General features: G+C 37.7%; 17 protein-coding genes. 6 read left to right on the top strand and 11 right to left on the bottom strand.

Features of this window, described 5'->3' with window-relative positions; translation table 11 throughout:
* Positions 1 to 152: 152 nt before the first annotated feature.
* The 5 genes from AAOP42_RS07025 to AAOP42_RS07005 all read right to left on the bottom strand — a co-directional run bounded on the left by AAOP42_RS07025 (position 153) and on the right by AAOP42_RS07005 (position 8,931).
* Positions 153 to 1,169: a FecR family protein gene (locus AAOP42_RS07025; protein WP_349527768.1), complete on the bottom strand. Its 1,017-nt coding sequence runs from the start codon at positions 1,167 to 1,169 to the stop codon at positions 153 to 155.
* A gap of 149 nt (positions 1,170 to 1,318) precedes the next feature.
* Positions 1,319 to 2,011: a carboxypeptidase-like regulatory domain-containing protein gene (locus AAOP42_RS07020; RefSeq protein ID WP_349527767.1), complete on the bottom strand. Its 693-nt coding sequence runs from the start codon at positions 2,009 to 2,011 to the stop codon at positions 1,319 to 1,321.
* A gap of 115 nt (positions 2,012 to 2,126) precedes the next feature.
* Positions 2,127 to 3,989, bottom strand: a complete 1,863-nt coding sequence (locus AAOP42_RS07015) for a SusD/RagB family nutrient-binding outer membrane lipoprotein (RefSeq protein WP_349527766.1) — start codon at positions 3,987 to 3,989, stop codon at positions 2,127 to 2,129.
* A 12-nt stretch (positions 3,990 to 4,001) separates the two neighbouring features.
* Entirely contained in the window at positions 4,002 to 7,778 is a 3,777-nt protein-coding gene (locus AAOP42_RS07010; RefSeq protein WP_349527765.1) for a SusC/RagA family TonB-linked outer membrane protein, read from the bottom strand.
* 148 nt (positions 7,779 to 7,926) lie between these two features.
* Positions 7,927 to 8,931: a FecR family protein gene (locus tag AAOP42_RS07005; RefSeq protein WP_349527764.1), complete on the bottom strand. Its 1,005-nt coding sequence runs from the start codon at positions 8,929 to 8,931 to the stop codon at positions 7,927 to 7,929.
* 102 nt (positions 8,932 to 9,033) lie between these two features.
* Between AAOP42_RS07005 and AAOP42_RS07000 the strand changes: the two genes are divergently transcribed.
* From AAOP42_RS07000 to AAOP42_RS06990, 3 genes are all read left to right on the top strand, one after another.
* On the top strand, positions 9,034 to 10,497 hold the full coding sequence (locus tag AAOP42_RS07000) for a DUF1501 domain-containing protein (RefSeq protein ID WP_349527763.1): 1,464 nt from the start codon (positions 9,034 to 9,036) through the stop codon (positions 10,495 to 10,497).
* Between the two features lie 71 nt (positions 10,498 to 10,568).
* Entirely contained in the window at positions 10,569 to 11,216 is a 648-nt protein-coding gene (locus AAOP42_RS06995; protein WP_349527762.1) for an AbiV family abortive infection protein, read from the top strand.
* 129 nt (positions 11,217 to 11,345) lie between these two features.
* Positions 11,346 to 12,320: a sugar phosphate isomerase/epimerase family protein gene (locus AAOP42_RS06990; RefSeq protein ID WP_349527761.1), complete on the top strand. Its 975-nt coding sequence runs from the start codon at positions 11,346 to 11,348 to the stop codon at positions 12,318 to 12,320.
* Between the two features lie 281 nt (positions 12,321 to 12,601).
* Here the strand turns inward: AAOP42_RS06990 and AAOP42_RS06985 are convergent, their stop codons facing one another.
* The 6 genes from AAOP42_RS06985 to pdxH all read right to left on the bottom strand — a co-directional run bounded on the left by AAOP42_RS06985 (position 12,602) and on the right by pdxH (position 18,154).
* Entirely contained in the window at positions 12,602 to 12,988 is a 387-nt protein-coding gene (locus tag AAOP42_RS06985) for a hypothetical protein (protein WP_349527760.1), read from the bottom strand.
* A gap of 1 nt (position 12,989) precedes the next feature.
* On the bottom strand, positions 12,990 to 14,129 hold the full coding sequence (locus AAOP42_RS06980) for a serine hydrolase domain-containing protein (protein WP_349527759.1): 1,140 nt from the start codon (positions 14,127 to 14,129) through the stop codon (positions 12,990 to 12,992).
* A 105-nt stretch (positions 14,130 to 14,234) separates the two neighbouring features.
* The gene (locus AAOP42_RS06975; RefSeq protein WP_349527758.1) at positions 14,235 to 15,002 is read right to left on the bottom strand and encodes a LytTR family transcriptional regulator DNA-binding domain-containing protein; all 768 of its coding nucleotides are present in this window, start codon (positions 15,000 to 15,002) and stop codon (positions 14,235 to 14,237) included.
* Positions 15,003 to 15,051: 49 nt separating this feature from the next.
* Positions 15,052 to 16,164: a Gfo/Idh/MocA family protein gene (locus AAOP42_RS06970; RefSeq protein ID WP_349527756.1), complete on the bottom strand. Its 1,113-nt coding sequence runs from the start codon at positions 16,162 to 16,164 to the stop codon at positions 15,052 to 15,054.
* Positions 16,165 to 16,247: 83 nt separating this feature from the next.
* Complete coding sequence (locus tag AAOP42_RS06965; RefSeq protein ID WP_349527755.1) at positions 16,248 to 17,510, bottom strand: glycosyltransferase family 2 protein; 1,263 nt, start codon at positions 17,508 to 17,510, stop codon at positions 16,248 to 16,250.
* Positions 17,507 to 18,154, bottom strand: coding sequence for a pyridoxamine 5'-phosphate oxidase (gene pdxH, locus AAOP42_RS06960; RefSeq protein ID WP_349527754.1), 648 nt, complete (start codon positions 18,152 to 18,154; stop codon positions 17,507 to 17,509). Before pdxH ends, AAOP42_RS06965 begins: the two co-directional genes overlap by 4 nt.
* Before the next feature lie 131 nt (positions 18,155 to 18,285).
* Here pdxH and AAOP42_RS06955 point away from each other — a divergent pair, with 131 nt between their 5' ends.
* The 3 genes from AAOP42_RS06955 to AAOP42_RS06945 all read left to right on the top strand — a co-directional run.
* Positions 18,286 to 18,870 carry a MiaE family protein gene (locus AAOP42_RS06955; protein ID WP_349527753.1) on the top strand — a complete coding sequence of 195 codons (585 nt, stop codon included), beginning with the start codon at positions 18,286 to 18,288 and terminating at the stop codon, positions 18,868 to 18,870.
* Positions 18,871 to 18,882: 12 nt separating this feature from the next.
* Positions 18,883 to 19,461, top strand: a complete 579-nt coding sequence (locus tag AAOP42_RS06950; RefSeq protein WP_349527752.1) for a YqgE/AlgH family protein — start codon at positions 18,883 to 18,885, stop codon at positions 19,459 to 19,461.
* Positions 19,462 to 19,511: 50 nt separating this feature from the next.
* Positions 19,512 to 19,819 (top strand): hypothetical protein (locus tag AAOP42_RS06945; protein ID WP_349527751.1); only part of this gene is annotated, 308 nt, incomplete at its 3' end.

Raw genomic sequence — 19,819 nt, 5'->3', positions numbered from 1 at the left:
ATGATATCAAATGCATTGAAACTTCCTTTTTCTTTCCTGCTGAAATATGATGTGTGGAAATGTTACATTTCTTCTGGAAAGATTTTATGCAGCAGTGCTCCTTGAGCATTGCTGTTTTTTTGTTCTACTTTTTTTCTTTTGTCATATTTTGTTTAGTTGCTTAGGTATTCTATTGTTACTTTTTTGTCTTCTATTTGAAAATTAAATTTTGCCTTAAATCCAATTACCTTGAGCACATGCTCTAGAGATTCATTTTCAAATCTGGTGGTAAGATCCCATTTCTCAGGACTTTTGTTTTGCAAAGTAAACTTCACACCATACCAGTTTTCCAGGTCTCTCAGAACTTTTTCCTCAGCAGCATTTTTAAAAACCAAAATCCCGTCTTTCCATGCGATATCTTCTTCAATATCAAAAGAACGAGCATCCAATTGATTACTTTTCTTATTTAATACTGCCGCATAACCGGGGGTTAAGTACACAGCTTCATTCTTAGAAATGTATTCTACTTTAACCTTTCCTTCTGTTAAGGAAACTATAGATGTAGATGATTTTGAAAATGCATTCACGTTAAAAGCTGTTCCGATAGCAGTAGTTACAATATCTCCTGATTCTACTTGAAAAGGCCTTTTGGGATCCTTCGTTACTTCGAAAAAAGCTTCTCCTACAAGTCTTACTATTCTACTGCTATCGGTAAATCCGGATGCATATGACAAACTACTGCCTGAATTTAGCCATACGTCTGTACCATCAGGAAGTACAATCTGGCGTTTCACTCCCTTGGGAGTCTCTTTAGTAATAATCTCGTTCTTAACAACTTCTTTCGATTCAGTCTTGAAGTAATTCTCATAAAATAGAAATGACAAGGCACTCACAAGAACAATACTGGCTGCTACTTTTAACCAAAATGCTCCTACACCTGGCCTTAGGTCACTTAGATGTCGAACTTTCGATTTTTCAGACTCATTAATATTTGCTGCAAGGCGATCGAACACTCTTGCTTTTGAACCCTTAATGCTTTCGTTCTTTTGAATCCAATTTAACCGCAAGAAATTGTATTCAATTCTATGCTCTGGTTTCTGCCCTAACCAACTCCTGAGTATTTCTATTTCCTCCATCGTGGCATTCCCGGATAACTCTTTAGCGATAATATAGTTGATGTCTTCTTTCATAAGTTGGAAGGAGGACGATAAAAAAAAATAAAACCCCTAGTGAGAACAGGAAATATATTTAAAAATATCTCATACGGCTTCCTATTAAACAAAAAAACCTCCTAAAAAGGAGGTTTTCACCATATTTAAACCATTAATTTATTGTAACATTATTTTGTGGTAATCACGATTACACCGGAACCACCACTGCCCCCATAAACAGCTGCAGCTCCTCCTTTTAATAAGGATACATCTTTAATATTCCTTGGGTCCAGATTTGTAACTGTAGAAGATGCGATCCTTGAACCGTTCAACACTATTATTGCTGGTGTGCTTTGAGTACCTACACTTCCTGACAAACCTTCTCTAAAGTAGGCATTATTGTTTTGCACGACTACTCCTGATATTCTGCCCCTGATAATATCCCATACAGAATTGTAAGAAGCAAATTCCTGAGCACGCCTTTCTTTCAAACGTTCAATAGTGGTAGTCCTGTGGGCTTGTGGGATGTAGCGAAACCCATTATTAACCTGATCTCCCTCTTCTGAAAAATCATCGGACAAAAGTTCCATTTCTACATTAATTTCCAAGTCATTACCTTTAATGTTGACCTTTTGGGTAATAAACCCATCTCCAGAAAACCGAAGCTTGTCTTTACTGTTTACTTCTATGGTAAACTCCCCATTACTATTACTTGTTGTTTCTTTTTTACTCTTAGATGCGTACACCTGAATATTCTCTAATGGAATATCATTCCATATAGTAACTCTACCAGTTACAACAACAGGATCAGCCTGCACTCTATTAAAAGAAAGTAAACAAGTAAAAATGAAGAAAGTAGTTAATGATTTTATCTTGTACATAATAAACGAATTCATTTATTTGGTTTGAGACTATTTGTGCATTATAGACTTACAGGGGGTTAAAAATAAAAAAAAGATGAGTCCATAAGGACTCACCTTTATAGGCTAACTAATCTTAATCTTTAAAAGTCTCGGGAATTCCCGGATATTCAGGATAATAATATAAATCATTTTCCACATAAGGACTAACTCCCTTTTTACTGTCGGGCACCCAAAATATTGGAGTTGAATAATTGTTTTGATCTCTCACTCTTGAGAAGCTCTCAGCATTAAAATCAGACGCATCAGAAGGATAAATTACTCTTTCTACCATGCCATTATCTTCTCTCAAAACTCCACCCTGATCACGGAATTTACCCAAGGTAGGATGTCTGGTTCGTCGTAACTCAGCAAATAATTCAAGTACCTCATGTACATTAATATCAATGTATTTTTGTTGCATCAATATTTCCATCTTAGCTTCTGTATCGACAGCATTTTCAAAATCCTGCCCAATTTTAGAAGCCCAATCCTGAATAACAGTACCAGAAGGTTTCGTTGGAAACGTCATGGAATAGAAATTAACGCCCTTGCCATTAGCGTTATCTTCAGTCGGAATACTGGCTTCTCCTGTTGAAGTCAGTTTTCCATAATTATTGAGCTTGTACCAATAATTTATAGAGCTTGAAACTGCATTTTCTATATGCTGACGAGCACTAGAACCTGTACTGGTTAAATTTTTCAGTGCCGCTTCTGCCAACAAAAGTTGTACTTCAGCATAAGTAAATATTCTGATAGGTTCAACTAAATTATGGAGAGTATGTCCATTCCAATGTGCCCAGGTATCATACCGATAGTGCAAATCTGACCTGGCATACCTGTCATTAGCAGAGTACCAGAAATTATTATAATTATAATCGGTTTTGTTCCAGTCTTGTACCGTAGTTGACATAATGGATGCAATTTCCTGATCATAAGAAATAGGTGTATATAAACCTTCTCTATTTGGAACAACCAGTGCCGGCAATCTGGGGTCATCCTGACCTTCCGTATATACATGATCCTGATCAGCATCCAGCCAATACAAAATTTCAGGAGTCACCCAGGTGTAGTATAACCATCTTGAGAAATTCCCTTTGTATCCCGGACCTCCATTTGCAGTCGATACCCACTGTTCTATAGGAGTTTCCAAGTCTTCAGTCGGAAGGTTTCCACTGCTTACAATATCAGCTATAATTGCACCAGCCTCGGTCGGATAAACATCACTCACTCTAATCGCAGCACGCAAACGCCATGCTGTAGCCATTTTAGCCCATCGATCAGTATCTCCTCCAAAGACTATATCGTAACGAGAGAATAAAGTCTGCCCTTTTGTAGACAATTTTGAACCAGCAGCCTTGATACCATCAGCATATTCTTTGAATTTGGCTAAAGCATCCTGATAAATTTCCCATCCATCATCAAATTTCGGAAAATAATTTCCCTCTGATGCTTGTAATGCCTCACTGTATGGAATCGAGTTATATACATCCACGCTTTTCAACACACTATTGAGGTAAAAAAGTCTGATCATGTAAGAATAAATCATATTATCGGCCTTATCCTCTTCACTCATTTCTGAAATCAGATTTTCCATAAATGGAAGCTCCTGATAATTGTTTACACCAAAGTTATACAAACGCCCCATTGCAAATGTTTCCGGAAAACTGGCGATATGGTCATCATAATTTTCAAATCGGGTAGTTGATACATGAGGAGGTGATACTAAATGCGTCCTGATTGGAAACCCAAGACCTGGAGAATTGATATTTCTATAATAAGAAATATTCTGATCTTTGAAATTAGCTGCGTCACTCATCATTTGAGCAAACATTCTAGGCACTAGTTCTTCCTGAGGACCATAAATGTTTGGATTTTCAAAAAGCTCATCTATTTGATCATTGCAAGCTGTCGAACTTATCAACAGAATGGCAATTATTGTTATAATATGTTTTTTCATAATATCGTATGATTATATTCCTAAAGAAATCTGAAATCCAAAACTTTGAGTAGAAGGTAAAACAGTTTCTCCTTTGAAAGTTTTTGTACCGGTAGATGCTTCTGCATCAAAATTTGGCATAGTCTTATACAGATAGCCAATATTTCTTGCAAACAGAGATATAGACAGGTTTTGTAAGCTTAGCTTCTGAGCAGTGTTGTATGGAAAGCTATAGGATAATGAAACTTCTCTAAGTTTAATGTAATCATTATCGTATCGATTATTTACACCGTCTAACAACTGTCCACCTGTCCAGTAAACATAGTTGGTGTAATAATAGTCACCAGCACTTACAATTTCCTCGTTTTCTGTATATACCACATTCTCAGGATCAGATGCATCTTCCTGAACACCATTTAAAACTATTCCATCATGATACACAAGTCCGTCTTGTGCATTGGCAGGAGCTGCCTGATTGTGTTCCCATGGCACATAATCTCCTGTAGCATCATCGATATAATAGGCAATTCCACCATATTCTTCATTTCGACCTGGTAAAGACTGAGCACTTGTGCCTGTCCCTTTCAATACGTAATCAGCAAAGTTATAAACACTTGCTCCGTAAGAATAATCTAAAAATACTCCAAGATTAAACCCTTTATACCTAAGGTTGGAAGAAAAACCACCTAAAAGATTTGGATAAATATTGCCTGTAAGTATATCTTCCTGATCGTCTAGTACATAACTCACTCCTCCCGGCTCTACAACTGGCCTTCCGGCAAAGGGCCCTTCTTCTACTGTTCTTGGGCCTACAGCATATATATTTCCTGAACGTTCTCCCTCTTTAGCCAAAACCTGTATCCCATGTCCTACACTAGTAATTACTTTTTTAGGTAAACCGGGAAACAACTCAACTATTTTGTTGTGTTGACTTGCCATAGTTAAGGTCATATCCCATCTTATATTGCTGGTTTGGATTGCTGTACCATTTAATCCTACTTCAAAACCCCAGTTTTGTACATCCCCAGCATTCAACTTAATAGCAGTCGCTCCACTTGTTTCTGTCAATTGAACAGACATTATTTGATCATAAACATGGTTGTTGTAATAAGAAAAATCAAAACTCAAACGATTTCCTTTGAAAAAATTCATTTCAGTTCCTATCTCAAATTCTCTCTTTCGTTCAGGTTTAATAACTCCTCCAAAAAGTGCAGAAGGCACAGACACCCTCAATGCATCTGTTCCGTTTACTAAACTACCTGCCTGCAAACTTTGAGTTGCAAAATATGTACTCGGTGCATCCCGCCCTACGTCTGCGAAAGACATCCTCAATTTACCAAACTGCATTGCCGGAAGAATATTCTTTGCAGGATTTGTAAAATTCCATGTAAATGCTGCACCAGAGTAGAAGTAAGAATTATTATCAGGGTCTAAAGTAGAAGACTTATCATTTCTGGCATTTAACTCCAGTGTATATATATTATCCCAGGTTAAAGTAGCCAACCCAATATAGCTGAATGTTTTTCTTTCATCAGTTGAATAGCCCCTTACATTTCCAATTTCATTGCCATTATCAGGCCATACATTACCATCTATATCTACCACCTGATTTCCCAAGTTGTACCAATCTGCATAAGTAAACCCTGTATTGCCCGGTGCTGCAGAAATACCAGCATATAATTTATCCCTATACTGTTGGCTATACGCAGTTCCTCCCATCACAAAAACCTTCAATCGGTCATCAAGCACACTTTTATCAAAATTTAAAAATGCCCTGTATTCCTGGTTTAATGCTTTTTCCTTTTGAACTCTGTATTCTCCTCCCAAAATCACTGGATCAACAGCTATTGGTTTTTCCCTGTTTTCTATATCTGTATAGATTTGATCTATACTGGCTTGCCCCACAAAATACAGCCAGTCAGTAAGGTAAACGGTAGGTCGTATGGAAGAAATCAAATGTGACTTTTCATCAACATACCTGTTGTTTTCTCTATGATAAAGCTGTCCGGCCATAGGGCTTTGAGGATAATATTGCTGTAAGATGCCGTCAACATAATCCGGATCGTTGAAGTCACGATAATCAGCTGTATAAGAATAACCATAATTAGGATCATCCGGATCGGTTACTTTGTATTTCCCATTAGCCATTAACTCTTCGTAAGGAGCATCTCTGTTCAAACCATTGACCATACCCACTGCCCACTCGGTAATTCTATTTTGTGTTTTTACACTGTAAAAATTTGAAGAAAAATCAAGGGTCACTTTTGGAGAAATATTCAATTTTCCTGCAAAACTGAGTGTGTTTTTCTTTTGGAAAAAATCAGGTACAATTCCCTGATAATCATAGTTGGTATATGAAAACCGAGTATTTCCATAGTCTCCCCCATTGCTCACAGCAACATTGGTACTTTGTGTATGTCCATTTTCATAAAAGAACATATAGTTATTGGGATATGCCTGGTATGGACGGGTTACACCGTCCCAATATAACATCTGCACATCTTCATTTCCGGCAAATGCAGGCCCAAAGCTAGCAGCAGCAGTGTTTTGAACCCTGGTCTCAACTCCATCAATATCTAAATAAGATTCATCATATTCATTCCATCCTGTTCCGAATTCATTTTGAAAGTCTATATAGTTTTTAGGCCTTTCAATAGAATACTGGTAATTGATATCAACACCAAATCCTTTCGTTTTTTTACCTTTTTTGGTAGTAATTAATACTACTCCGTTACCACCTGCACTTCCATAAAGAACAGAAGCTTTAGCTCCTTTTAAAACTTCAAGGGATTCGATATCAAGAGCATTCAAATCATTAATTCCACTACCATAATCTCCCTGACGCTCTGCATTACCTCCTGATGCGTTAGTACTACTTTCAGTATCATACATAGGTACACCATCAATCACAAATAACGGCCTGGTGTTGGCTTCAAACTCCAGGGCATTAGTACCTCTGATATTAATTTCCACACCTCCTGTAGGCCCGGAAACGGATTGTCGTACATTTACTCCGGAAGCTCTTCCTTGCAAAATACTAAACGGGTTCACCGGATTACCAGCTTTCACAAGGTCTTTCCCTTCTACTTTACTTATAGCATAACCAAGAGATTTTCTATCTCTCATTACACCCATAGCAGTTACCACTACTTCTTCAAGCTGAGTAAGATCCGGTTCTAAAACGACATCTACAATTGACCTTCCTGTAACATCAATTTCCTTAGAAACATATCCGATAAAAGAAAATACCATCACAGCGTTTTCCGGCACATCCATTTTATAATTACCTTCAATATCGGTAACAATCCCTGTAGTGGTGCCTTTGACAATTACATTAACACCCGGCAAGCTGTTGCCTGTATCATCAGTAACTTTACCTGAGATAGACACATCAGCATTTAAAACTACTTCAACAGGGGTTTCATTCTTTAGCAGAAGCTTATTATTCATAGGTGAAGCCGATATAATATTATTCACCTGTCTGAATTTCAACTTTGCCTGTTTAGAAACTTCTACGAGAACGTCATAAACAGATCTGTTTTTTTTTGATGATAGTTTAATAATTAAATCCTGATTCAGGTCATCTTTCACGTAGAAAATTTCCAAATCAGTTTTTGCTTCGATCAAGTCGAATACCTCTATGAGTGTCTGCTCATTTTTCAATTGATTTATGAATATATCATTTGCGCTTTTGAATTGGGCTTTGCCTTCATGAGCATAGATCACACTGATGAATAACGCCTGTAAGAACAATCCATATAATGTGAATTTAGTGGTCATAATAAGTAACCTTAGTACTTTTTTTTTCATACTTTTGCATTGTATTTAGTGAAACATCTGTTTTGCTATTTTCCTGGAAAATCATTTTAGCGAGTGGATTCCCGGAAGTAAGACCTACCCCGAATGCCTGGCATTTGGGGTTCTTTTTTTAACTGGTGTTTGTATTTCTTGACATACTTTAAAAATTTATTGATACTTTTCTTTCTGTTAAATCATACTGAAAATTCATAGAGTGGCTCAAAACCTCAAGTATGGTTGTCAATGTTTGTTTTTGAGTATTGAACTTTCCTGTTCCTTTCAAACGGTGACCCTCCGATTCACTCAACCCATTCACTTCAAAATCAACATCGTACCACCTTTCTAATTCACTAACTATTTCGTTGAAATCTGTATCTTTAAAGTGAACCACACCATCTTTCCACCCTAGTATTTCTAATTCATCAAAGGTTCTTTTAAAACCCTTTGTATTTCTAATCACCGCCTGCTCTCCTGGTATCAGTATCAAATCGGTATTTGATTCTTCATTATGCACATTCACTTTACCGGTAACAAGAGATACTTCTATCTCATCCAAATTAAGTTTATCTGTATTAAAAGCCTTTACATTAAAAGATGTCCCTAAAGCAGTAGTCACTACCCCGGAAGAAAACACTCTGAAAGGTCTTTTTGAATCTTTTACAACATCAAAAAATGCTTCCCCCTCCAGATAAACCTCTCTCTTATCAATATCAAAAGCCTCATTGAACCTGAGCCTACTGTCGGAATTAAGCTTTACAATAGTACCGTCAGGCAACCTAAAAGTGGATCTTTCACCTCTGGAGTTAGACTTCTCAACCTGAGTAATGGATTCCTTTTGGATACTTATAACTTCTGATTTGTTATAAAAAAGGTATGTAAACCCCAATAGCAAAACGAAAGAAGCTGCAATTTTTAACACAACAGGTAACACTAAGGATCGACTTCTTCTCTTCAGGGTTTCATCGTAATTAGAACTATTATCAAAAACCTTTTGACTAATTGATTGGAAAATTTCCTTTTTGATTGTTTCTTTATCTGGTATTTCCTGCAATTCTTTTCCGTTGCTTTGATACCATTTATTGAACAACTCTCTACCGAGTTTTGATTCTTTCCCCTGAAAGAATTCATCCACGATTTGTTCAATATTTTTTTTATTATTATCCATTAGTTTTTAAAAAAATGTTCTATCGTTACAGTGTGCCTTGTAATGAGGTCGTATATAAAATAAAAATCCCTCAATTGATTTTTAAAAAACATTAAGGAAATCATGAAAGAAAAAGAACTCTTAGAATATTTTTCACCCTTAGAACTAAGCAGAAGGGCATTTTTAAAAAGTGCGGGAACGGGAATTGGAGTTGCTGCTTTAAGTAGTTTAATCCCCGGTTGCATGAGCAAAAACGAACCCTCTGCAATTTCTCATCAAAAACTACCACACCATGCACCCACTGCGAAAAGAGTGATCTACCTTTTTCAAAGCGGGGGGCCGGCACAAATGGAATTGTTTGACTATAAACCACTGCTCAAACAAAGAGAAGGGGAAGATTTGCCGGATTCTGTCAGACAAGGACAGAGATTGACCGGAATGACTGCCAATCAAAAAGGTTTTCCGCTAAAAGGTGCGGTACATAATTTCAAACAATACGGCCAAAGCGGTGCGTGGCTCAGTGACCTCCTGCCCCACACAGCAAAAATTGCGGATGACTTATGTTTTGTAAAATCACTGCATACGGAGGCTATCAATCATGATCCTGCAATGACTTTTTTCCAAAGCGGCTCACAATTGAGTGGGCGGCCAAGTATGGGATCATGGTTGAGTTATGGATTGGGTAGCAACAATGAAAACTTACCTGCATTTTGTGTACTGCTGTCGAAAGGTACAGGAAGAGTAGCTGCTGCACAACCTCTATCATCCCGACTCTGGGGTACAGGTTTCCTACCTTCGCTGCATCAGGGAGTGCAATTCCGGTCAGGAAAAGAACCTGTTTTGTATCTGACCAATCCTGAAGGGGTTTCTCATCATAGCAGACGAAGGGTTTTGGATCATCTGAAGGAATTGAACGAACTCTATCATGCCGAAGTGCAAGATCCTGAAGTAAACACCAGAATAGCTCAATACGAAATGGCCTACCGTATGCAAACTTCTGTACCAGAGGTAATGGATGTGTCCGATGAACCTGAAGAGGTTTATGAATTGTACGGGCCGGAATCACGCATACCGGGCACCTATGCCGCCAACTGTTTATTGGCAAGAAAGCTGGCAGAACGGGATGTCAGGTTTATCCAACTCTACCATCAGGGTTGGGATCATCACAACGACCTGCCTGACCACATCGGCAAACAATGCAAGGATACTGACCAGGCTTCTGCTGCCTTGGTCACTGACCTCAAACGGAGAGGCCTACTTGATGACACTCTGGTGATTTGGGGAGGAGAATTCGGTAGAACCAATTTTTCACAGGGTAGTGATGTTCATCGCTATGGCCGGGATCACCATCCAAGGTGTTTTAGTGCATGGATGGCTGGCGGTGGCGTAAAACCCGGTATCAGCTATGGCGAAACGGATGAGTTCGGATACAATGTGGTTAAAGACCCGGTTCATGTTCACGACTTTCAGGCTACCATACTGCACACGCTTGGCATCAATCATGAAGCACTGGTATTCAAGCATCAGGGACGCAGGTTTCGCCTCACGGATGTTCATGGCAATGTGGTAAAAGACATTTTGAGTTGAAGAATAACCCTATCAGGGTTGATTAGATTCTTTTTGAATAATTAAACAATGTATATTCCACCTTCATCAGAATGAACAACAAACAATTCAAAGAGCTAGATAAGTCAATACTTCTTGATGGAGCGAAAAAGAGTGGAGAGAATGCTCGAAATTTATATTCCAATGGAATACACCTTGCCAAGGTAAATCAATATGCGTCAGCAAATTCATTGCTAATTTTATCAATGGAGGAATGTGTTAAATCAATAGTACTTTTTGCAGGATATGTGGAAATTGATTTACCATTCGATGTAAACCCAATATTTTATAAGCATAAGTTTAAACATATTCAAGGAAAAGAAATGATGCCTATTGTTAGTCTTTTAGCAACAGGATTGAGAACTATTGAATATTTAGAAGCTCCTAAATCCAACAAAATGAAATCAATAATTGAGAGTATTAAACCCTTTATTTCAATCCTAAGTCCGTATTTTAAAAAGAAATTTAACAATTGGTGGGATTCTGCTGATCAATTGAAAAATGAGGGTCTATATGTTGGATATTATAATAATTCTTGGAATACACCTTCAAAAATTACAATCAAAGAATTTCAACAAACAAGAAATATTGTTAGACCATTTGTTGATATTCTAAAACTAATAGATCAGATAGATTCTGAGGATTATAAAATGTTAAATCCCAAAATAAAAAATCTTAACCTTAAAAACAGAACACACTGATTACTATTGAAAAATTCAATACTTTGATGCATTTCTTCTCTCTTTGAAATAATTTATCAATATTGCTTATAAAAAAAAATCTGTTCACAAATTGAATTAATTCATCATTCACACTATAAGATTATTTTCATGAAATTAATTTTAAAAAAATATCAATCGGCTTTCTTTGTGATATGCCTTTTATTGGCATTCAGTACGTCCTATAGCTATAGCCAGGGGAAAAAACCAAATTCTAAAATTGATGGCGTACAAATTGGTGTAATCACTTACAGTTGGCGATCAATGCCCGGTAGTATTCCTGACATAATCAGCTACTGCAAACAGACAGGTATCAGTTCTTTAGAACTAATGGGCAATGTTGCAGAGGAATACGCAGGAATTCCCGGCATGCCGGATCGCCTGAAAAAAGGTGCAAACATCACTGACAAACAGCGTGCAGAACACGAAAAAGCCACGAACGAAGCAAAAGAAAATCAAAAACAATGGCGTATTTCTAACACTCTGGAAAAATACAAAGAGATGCGAAAGATGTTTGATAAAGCCGGAATTAAAATACACATAGTAAAGTTTTCTCCTGCCAACTGGTCTGATGAAGAGATTGATTATGCCTTCCAAGCCGCTAAAATACTGGGAGCAAAAGGTGTCACTAATGAAATAGGAACAGAGGCTTGCAAACGTCTCGGAAAATTTGCCGAAAAGCATAACATGTACGCCATCTTTCACAATCATTCCCAACCCGGAGATCCTGATTTCAGCTTCGATGAATTTCTTTCCTACTCTCCCAACAACATGCTCAACCTAGATGTGGGGCATTACTACGGTTCTACCGGAAAACATCCCAATGAAGTAATCGAGAGGCTCAACAAAAGAATTGTGAGCATTCACATGAAAGACAAAACAGGCAAAAACAACAGCGACCCAAATCAAAACAGAAACTGGGGTGACGGAGAAACACCGTTGGGAGATATTTTACAATTGATCAGGGATAATAAGTATGCGATCAATTGTGATATAGAAGTAGAATATACCATTCCAGATGATTCTGACGCAGTGAAAGAGACCAAAAAATGTCTGGAATTTTGCAGAGCTGCCATAGCTAAGTAAAAATTCAGAGAATGATTTTAAAAAAAGCTGTCTCAAAAGGGTTAAACAGTTGCCGGACTCCTGACTTCAGGCAGGTGTTCCGGCATCCCTTTGGAAATGCAGCAATAGCTGTTTCTAGGACATATTCCAGAATATCTGACTAACGGCAGTCAAGAATCTGGGAATCTGGGAATTATTTGACTTCTGAGACAGCCTCTTTTTTTAACACTTTTGGCATTTACAACTCATCCAATACAATTGAAAAATCGCTTAAAATACCGGAAAAAGGACTAAAGATACTTTTATCTCTTATGGATTAATTTGAAATTCTCTTGCCTTGGAGTGCCTATTCCAGTCCAAACAGTGCTACTGTCAGTAAAACTGATTTTCCATTCACTATCGTCATCATCTATTTTACTATCCAAAAAAAGTATTGATTTTTCATTGTCCAATTCCCAATTTCCATCATTATATCCGTAGGGATCGCCACCACTTTCATAAGATCCATTTCTATTGAATTTTATCCATCTGTTATTCTCAGGATTGTGTTTAGACGTAACATCTTCGTCTCCGTCATATACCTTGTGCATAGTCCATTTTCCAAGTATTTTTTTATCCAAACTTTCTCTGAAAGCGCAAGAAGTGAAAATCAGAAGTATAGACAACAGGCAATAAGTAATTCTTATCATTTTATTTATTAGTTAAGGTTTGAACAATTTTTTGTGTAAGATTAATTTCGTCGGTTTGATTTCCTGTATTCATCAATATTGCAACAATAAATTCACCTCTTTCTATATTGACCAGCATGGATTTAAAACCTTCGGTGTTGCCACCATGTATGATATATTTTTTTTCAATCTTAAGATCTCCCATTTTATAGGTTCTCTTTCCATCAAAAACAACCCATCCATAGCCATAAGAAATACTTTCAGTAATACCCGATAAATGATTGCTTTGCATGATTGCTCTCGATTTTTCACTCAACAGAGAATTGTCACCCATGGCTTTTCCCCATTTGTATAAATCTAATGTCGAAGAAAAAATTCGCCTACCCAAAGTCAGATCAATAAATTCATTACGGTACCAAACATTTGCTTGTTTATCATAATTGTAGGCTTCTGCCACATTGGAATTTACATCCTGGTTGGAATCAGTGCTAAAAGTATGCTTCAGGCTCAAAGGCTTGCATATTTTCTCATCCAGCAATTGTGAAAAAGGAAGTTGATATATTTCTTCAAGCAAAATAATAAGTAAATGGTAACCAAAATTGCTGTAATAAAATTGCTTTCCCGGTTGATTTACCGGCTTTAGTTCACTGATGAAATTTGCATACTCATGATTGGAAAAGTGTAATCTTTTGAAAGATCTAAACTCATTTGCAGAAAGTTTATCATTGACACCATCATAATCCGGCAACCCTGAAGTATGTGTTAGCATCTGATGAATAGTTATTTGCTCACCAAACATACTATTGTAACCATACGCACTTAATACATCCACCAGCCTGTCATCAAGTGCTATTCTGCTTTCTTCCACTGCCATTAATACCAGTGCAGCAACAAATGATTTATTGATAGAGCAAATATCAAAACGATGATCTGGTTGCAATGGAATATTCCAGACTCTGTTCGCAATACCCAAAGCTTTACTATAAATGATAGAATCATTGTTACCTACTACAACCGTTCCATTAAATCGATTGAATTCATGTTCAGTCACTAGAAGGCTATCTAATAGCTGAGTAATACCACTCTGGATTTCATCTTTCTTCCTTCCACATGAAGCTATAAGTAATACCAATATGGAAAGCCAGAAAATGCAGTACTTCATCAATTGCAGTTATTTATTCTCCATGCAAAAAAAACTTTATAATATCATAAATTATGATTTTGAACCTTTTTGGGGTGAATTTTCCAAATAAGGGGTGAAATCCATTCATATAAAGTTGGAGGAATATTTATTTGAAACCGGAATCTCAATATCCTTTATCCGGAGTTGAATCATTTTATTGCCTTTCACAATGCAATCTATATTATTTGGGTTGACAATGTAACTTCGATGACATCTTACTAAACAGGGATTAGGAAGGTGTTTTTGCTCAATATGCTTCAAACTGGTACGGAGTAGCTGTTTCTTAACTTCACCATTGGCAGTATAGTGGATTTCTACATAATTGTCAAAGGATTGTAAATAAAGCAAATGCTCAGGTTTAATACTGAAATGTTTTTTTTCATTCTCCGAAGTAAATAAAATATGATTGTCAGGTTGCTTCGTTTTATTACCAATTAGCCGGGCAATAACAATAGGAAATATGACAATCAAAGGGTATTCATAGTAAAACTTGCCATAACTACTCCAACGCAATTCTGCCCAATTCCAAAAATAATTGTATAGTAAAAAGGATATATTGATCCCAACAACGACTATTCCTGTTGTCCATAATATTCGCTTTTTAATGGTATTGACTCCAAAAAATGGACAAACATGAAATTCAAACAAATAAAACAATACTGAAGTGGCAGCAGCATACGCAACTGCCCTGAAAAACAAACCATGACCAGAATAAGCGGGAATTTGATCTATATTGTATGCCCTATATACATACAGCACAACAAACAAGAATAGCCCGGTAAGCAGAGTTACCAGCCATTTCTCAAGGTCAGGCTTTATATGAAAAATAATTTTAGAAAACACCAAGTTCACAACCTAAATATATTTGTTTGCTGCGACAAAATTGGGAATCCTTTCTAAATCACTTCAACTTCACTTCTTTGCCACTCTTAGAACTACGGACAGCAGCATCTAGTATTTCAACCACTATCATGTTGTTTTCCAACGAAGACAGGCTGTTGGCGTCAGCTTGAATCCTACCCCTGACAATACCTGATAGATAGGCAAATGGGTCGTTGTAAGGGTCTTCCCTCTTTTCCAAGACCAAAGACTTTTCCGGCACTTTTGCTGCCAGCTTAAACCTCATATTGTATTTATTGTCTGCTGAGATGTAGCCTGTTTGTCCAAATACATCCATGTCCTTTCTGGAAAACGGCCAGTTCCAGGAAGCCTGAATAATCCCTTGTGCCTCAGGATAATTCACTATAATGGTGGCCTCATCATCCACTTTGGGATATATGTCAGGCTTCAATTGCTTGGTCAATGCGTAAACAGAGACAGGTTTTTCTCCTTTCATCAGCCACGTTATCAGATTTGCACCATAACAACCAAAATCAATGATTGCTCCACCACCATTCAAAATGGGATCGGTAAGCCAGTCTAAAAATTCCTGATTCACACCTATTTCCATCGGCCCTTCATGCCCATCTCTCACTACTACCTTACGAACCTTACCAATGGCACCATTCTCTACCATTTCGTATGCCTTGTGATTGGTAGAATACCAGGTGGTTTCAAAATTTGTCAACAAATGAATTTTATGCTGCCTGGCCAATTTTTCCATCTCCTGTGCATGCTGCAAATTCACAGCAAGCGGTTTTTCCACCATCACATGAATGTCTCTCGGAGCACAAGCCTGCACCACTGCCAAATGTTCATAGATAGAATTAAATGCCAAAACAGCCTCAGGTTTGATAGCGTCCAGCATTTCCTCCAAACTGGCATAGACTATATCCATTGAGTAGCCATACCGATCAGAATACCTCTTAGCCAGATCCATGTCTGATTCTACTATTCCCACTATTTCAATATCTCCCTTATCAGGTCTGTTCAAAATCCCACGCACATGAGAGTGCGACAGTCCGGCTATTCCAACCCTCAAAGGTTCGGAATCTTCACCTGCCTGACTGTAGGTCAAATGGCTTATCATCATAAAAAAGAAAACCAGACAGAAAAAAGCAAAGCGATAGATCATTAGAAGAATGTTTAGTTGATCTTTTAATGTTAGTCAATACTCTTCAGAGAAGCAACTTTGATGAAATCAATTCCAGATCGTACCTACCAAATTTTTGATTTGTCTGCTCGCCGCAATTCCAAAAGCATCTCTTTTGGTTCATGATAGGCTTCTAAGTTATATTTTTGAAATAGCCACTTTACTGCCTCCGAAGTAGAAATATTGGGATAATAATGATCTCGTGCAAAATGGACGTACTTCAATACCCGAAACCCATCAAACCACTGATAAAACCGTTTTCTAAAGGTGTCAATATTCGTTGACTGGCTTTTGACTTCCGCTATTTTTTGATCAAAATCAGAAATAGTCAAAAACTCTCGAATACTCTCAGACAAATGCCCGACCTGTTTTTGTATGTCCTTGTGATTGATTCTAAAATAAGAGTCAACCTGTGCAAGAAAATTTTTAAGGTCTTCAAAAATCTGATGATTGTAGGTCAGGTATTCACGCTGATCGCCTGACAACCACTCTCCTACTGCTCGCCCCGTACCAAAAGGTACTCTGTCTGATGCTCTTGGAGAAGGGTATATCGTGGTAGTATTTACCTCACCAAAATCTCCCAAAGGAATGATTTTATGTAGAAAGTAAAAATCTTCTCCGGCTTTTCTCCGGTTCATTCCGCCTTGTTTTTGGTAAGCCGCAGAACGAACAGCCATACTCGAACCTATCGTTTGAAAAGCATAAGGAAATACAGCATACTTCAGTGCATCTACATAATACCTCAGGTGCATTTCATAGAAAGTAATCGCTTTATATACTTGCTCCGGTAATTCCCCTTCCAGAGGATGTTCAAAATTGATCGAGCAACCCGGTGAAGAAGGGTTTTCCTTAAAAAAATTACTTACTTCTGTCAGCAGGTTTTGCTCACACGTGCAGTCCGCATCAAAGCACAAGATCACTCCATTTGGTTTGTCAATTGCCTCAAACATACGAACAGCCTCATCCATTCCTATTTTCCTGGCGAGCCCTACTCCGGCATGTTTTTTAGGCAGGTCATTTTCCAATATGAAATGAAAATTCTTATTTAACTCTTTTTTACCCCTTTGCCATTCAATGACAGCATTATAAGTATTAATGTTTTGCTGTTTCACTTCCTCCGGAGCATCTTCAGCGGCATTGATTACCACTATAATTTCTACAGGGTACTGGCTATCACAATCATCAATGGCAGCCAATGAAATGAGCAACTCAGATTCGTTATGACACGGTAAGACTACTATTAGCTCTGTTGTGGCATCAGGTTCATAATCCAAATAGAACTTTGGATAGGCATAGCGAGTGAGGTATATATTGGGGTCTTTTATCAAGGAGCCAAACGCTTTATTTTCCAGTCCGATCCTTCCAACTGATAAACAATTCTATCGTGCAACCGGCTTGCACGCCCCTGCCAAAACTCTATCTTTTGAGGGTTTATTATAAAACCACCCCAATGTGGAGGCCGGGGAATACACTCTTGTCCTTGAAATTTATTTTTATAAAAAAGTTCATTCTCTTCCAGTACACTTCGATCTGCAATTTCCTGGCTCTGTGGTGATGTCCAGGCTCCTATCCTGCTTTCTCTGGGCCTGGAATCAAAATAGTCATCAGAAATAATAGGATCTGTTTTTTCTACTGTTCCACGGATTCTCACTTGTCTTTCCAGTGTTTTCCAATGAAATGTGAGAGAAGCATAAGCATGATTTTCAAGCTCCTGCCCTTTCATGCTGTTGTAATTAGTATAAAATGCAAAGCCATCCTCAGAATAAAATTTCAACAAAACAATCCTTCCTTCAGGATGTCCGTCGAGACCGATAGTAGAAAGCGTAGTAGCATTTGCCTCTTCTCCCTCTCGTTCATAAGCCTCTTTAAACCAACTTTCAAATTGTACGATTGGATCGGAATTCACATTCTCTTTGCTCAATTCCCCAATCCCATATTCTTTTCTTATTGATCCTATTTGCTTGCTAGCCATAACCCGGATTATCTTTTTTGAATCTTTTACTTTTATTCTACAAATATCAATTAATTGATTAAATATGTAGTTGAGTTCCCTGTAAACAAGGGATTTTTTTCAATAAATTGTTACCAATCAAAACAAACTAAATGCAACTACGAGTACCGCTATGTTATGAAAGCTCCCCTGCATGGATCAACGCAGTAATGTCCGACTTTGACTCTTTTTTGAAAGACCATGCCAATTGCGAACGAAAAGCATCCGCCATGGCCATGAGTTTTGTAGCCAAATTTCCGGACAGGGTAGAAATAATACCACTGCTCATAGACACGGCTGTTGAAGAATTGGAACATTTCAGGTCTGTATATCAAATTATGGAGAAAAGAGGCCTAATTCTCCCACATGAGATTGGAAAAGACCATTATGTAGCACAGCTTGTTCAAAAGTGCAGAAGTGGCAGATTGGAGCGATTCATGGACAGGTTATTGCTGGCTTCAGTAGTGGAAAACAGAGGAGCAGAAAGATTCAGGCTTGTATATGAAAATCTTGAAGATGTGGAGTTAAAAAAATTTTACCACGACCTGTGGGCATCAGAGGCCAAACATGGTGAAATATTCGTACAAATGGCACTAAATTATTTTGAGGAAAAAGAGGTGTATGACAGGCTGGTAGAGCTCAATGAATTGGAAGGTGAAATTATTTCAAAAATGCCCATAACTCCGGCGTTGCATTAAATAAAGTGAAAAATGGACTACTTTTTACCAAAAAACGAATTCAAAGCAGAGCGGGGAGATTTACTCATTTCCGAGCCCTTTCTTCCAGATCCCAACTTTGAGAGAACGGTGATTCTACTTTGCGAACATGACGAACATGGTTCATTTGGTTTTGTGCTCAACAAACAATCCACTGTAGAGTTTCAGGAGGTAATAGAAGGTGGTGCTGACTTTTCTGAAAAACTATTTATAGGTGGGCCGGTACAACAAGATACCCTCCATTTCATCCATCGTGCTCCGGATCAAATGGAATCGGGCAAGGAGATCGTTAATGGGATTTATTGGGGAGGAGATTTTGAACGCTTACTTTCATTGATCAACACCAAACAACTAAATGTAGCAGATTATCGGTTTTTTCTGGGCTACTCAGGTTGGTCAGAAGGACAGTTGGAAAATGAACTCAAAGCCAAATCATGGATAGTATATAAGCAACCTACCGCTGAAAAACTATTCGATTTAGACCCTGAAAAATTATGGAAAGAGGCTCTAAAAGAACTTGGAGGCAAGTTTAAAATGTTTTCAAATTATCCCGAAGACCCAAGATTGAACTGAATCCTTAAAAATGAGTAGATTTGTATAGATAAAAGTGTTATTTGCATATTATGAGTGATGAGAAAAAGCCCGCTACCGAGGAAACTAATGTAACTTCTCAGGTAGAATCTGTTCAGGATTCCCCTGAATCAAATGAATCTTCTTCATTGAATAGTGATCTAGAGGAGAACAATCAAAAAAAATCAGTCGCCGAAATGGCTCGTGCTTTTTTGGAGGATTCAGATATAGAAAAAAATTCGAAAAGTGCTGAGGTAGAAAGTGCTGAGGTAGAAAGTGCTGAGGTAGAAAGTGCTGAGGTAGAAAGTGCTGAGGTAGAAAGTGCTGAGGTAGAAAGTGCTGAGGTAGAAAGTGCTGAGGT

Origin of the sequence: Reichenbachiella sp. MALMAid0571, from assembly GCF_040151475.1 — a bacterium.
Lineage (GTDB): Bacteria > Bacteroidota > Bacteroidia > Cytophagales > Cyclobacteriaceae > CAXBNB01.
This window is presented reverse-complemented; position numbering and strand designations above follow the sequence as displayed.

What these genes read in the sequence shown, in the direction of transcription:
- AAOP42_RS07025 (WP_349527768.1), bottom strand. Translation starts at nt 1,169, where the DNA reads ATGAAAGAAGACATCAACTATATTATCGCTAAAGAGTTATCCGGGAAT.
- AAOP42_RS07020 (WP_349527767.1), bottom strand. Translation starts at nt 2,011, where the DNA reads ATGTACAAGATAAAATCATTAACTACTTTCTTCATTTTTACTTGTTTA.
- AAOP42_RS07015 (WP_349527766.1), bottom strand. Translation starts at nt 3,989, where the DNA reads ATGAAAAAACATATTATAACAATAATTGCCATTCTGTTGATAAGTTCG.
- AAOP42_RS07010 (WP_349527765.1), bottom strand. Translation starts at nt 7,778, where the DNA reads ATGAAAAAAAAAGTACTAAGGTTACTTATTATGACCACTAAATTCACA.
- AAOP42_RS07005 (WP_349527764.1), bottom strand. Translation starts at nt 8,931, where the DNA reads ATGGATAATAATAAAAAAAATATTGAACAAATCGTGGATGAATTCTTT.
- AAOP42_RS07000 (WP_349527763.1), top strand. Translation starts at nt 9,034, where the DNA reads ATGAAAGAAAAAGAACTCTTAGAATATTTTTCACCCTTAGAACTAAGC.
- AAOP42_RS06995 (WP_349527762.1), top strand. Translation starts at nt 10,569, where the DNA reads ATGAACAACAAACAATTCAAAGAGCTAGATAAGTCAATACTTCTTGAT.
- AAOP42_RS06990 (WP_349527761.1), top strand. Translation starts at nt 11,346, where the DNA reads ATGAAATTAATTTTAAAAAAATATCAATCGGCTTTCTTTGTGATATGC.
- AAOP42_RS06985 (WP_349527760.1), bottom strand. Translation starts at nt 12,988, where the DNA reads ATGATAAGAATTACTTATTGCCTGTTGTCTATACTTCTGATTTTCACT.
- AAOP42_RS06980 (WP_349527759.1), bottom strand. Translation starts at nt 14,129, where the DNA reads ATGAAGTACTGCATTTTCTGGCTTTCCATATTGGTATTACTTATAGCT.
- AAOP42_RS06970 (WP_349527756.1), bottom strand. Translation starts at nt 16,164, where the DNA reads ATGATCTATCGCTTTGCTTTTTTCTGTCTGGTTTTCTTTTTTATGATG.
- pdxH (WP_349527754.1), bottom strand. Translation starts at nt 18,154, where the DNA reads ATGGCTAGCAAGCAAATAGGATCAATAAGAAAAGAATATGGGATTGGG.
- AAOP42_RS06955 (WP_349527753.1), top strand. Translation starts at nt 18,286, where the DNA reads ATGCAACTACGAGTACCGCTATGTTATGAAAGCTCCCCTGCATGGATC.
- AAOP42_RS06950 (WP_349527752.1), top strand. Translation starts at nt 18,883, where the DNA reads ATGGACTACTTTTTACCAAAAAACGAATTCAAAGCAGAGCGGGGAGAT.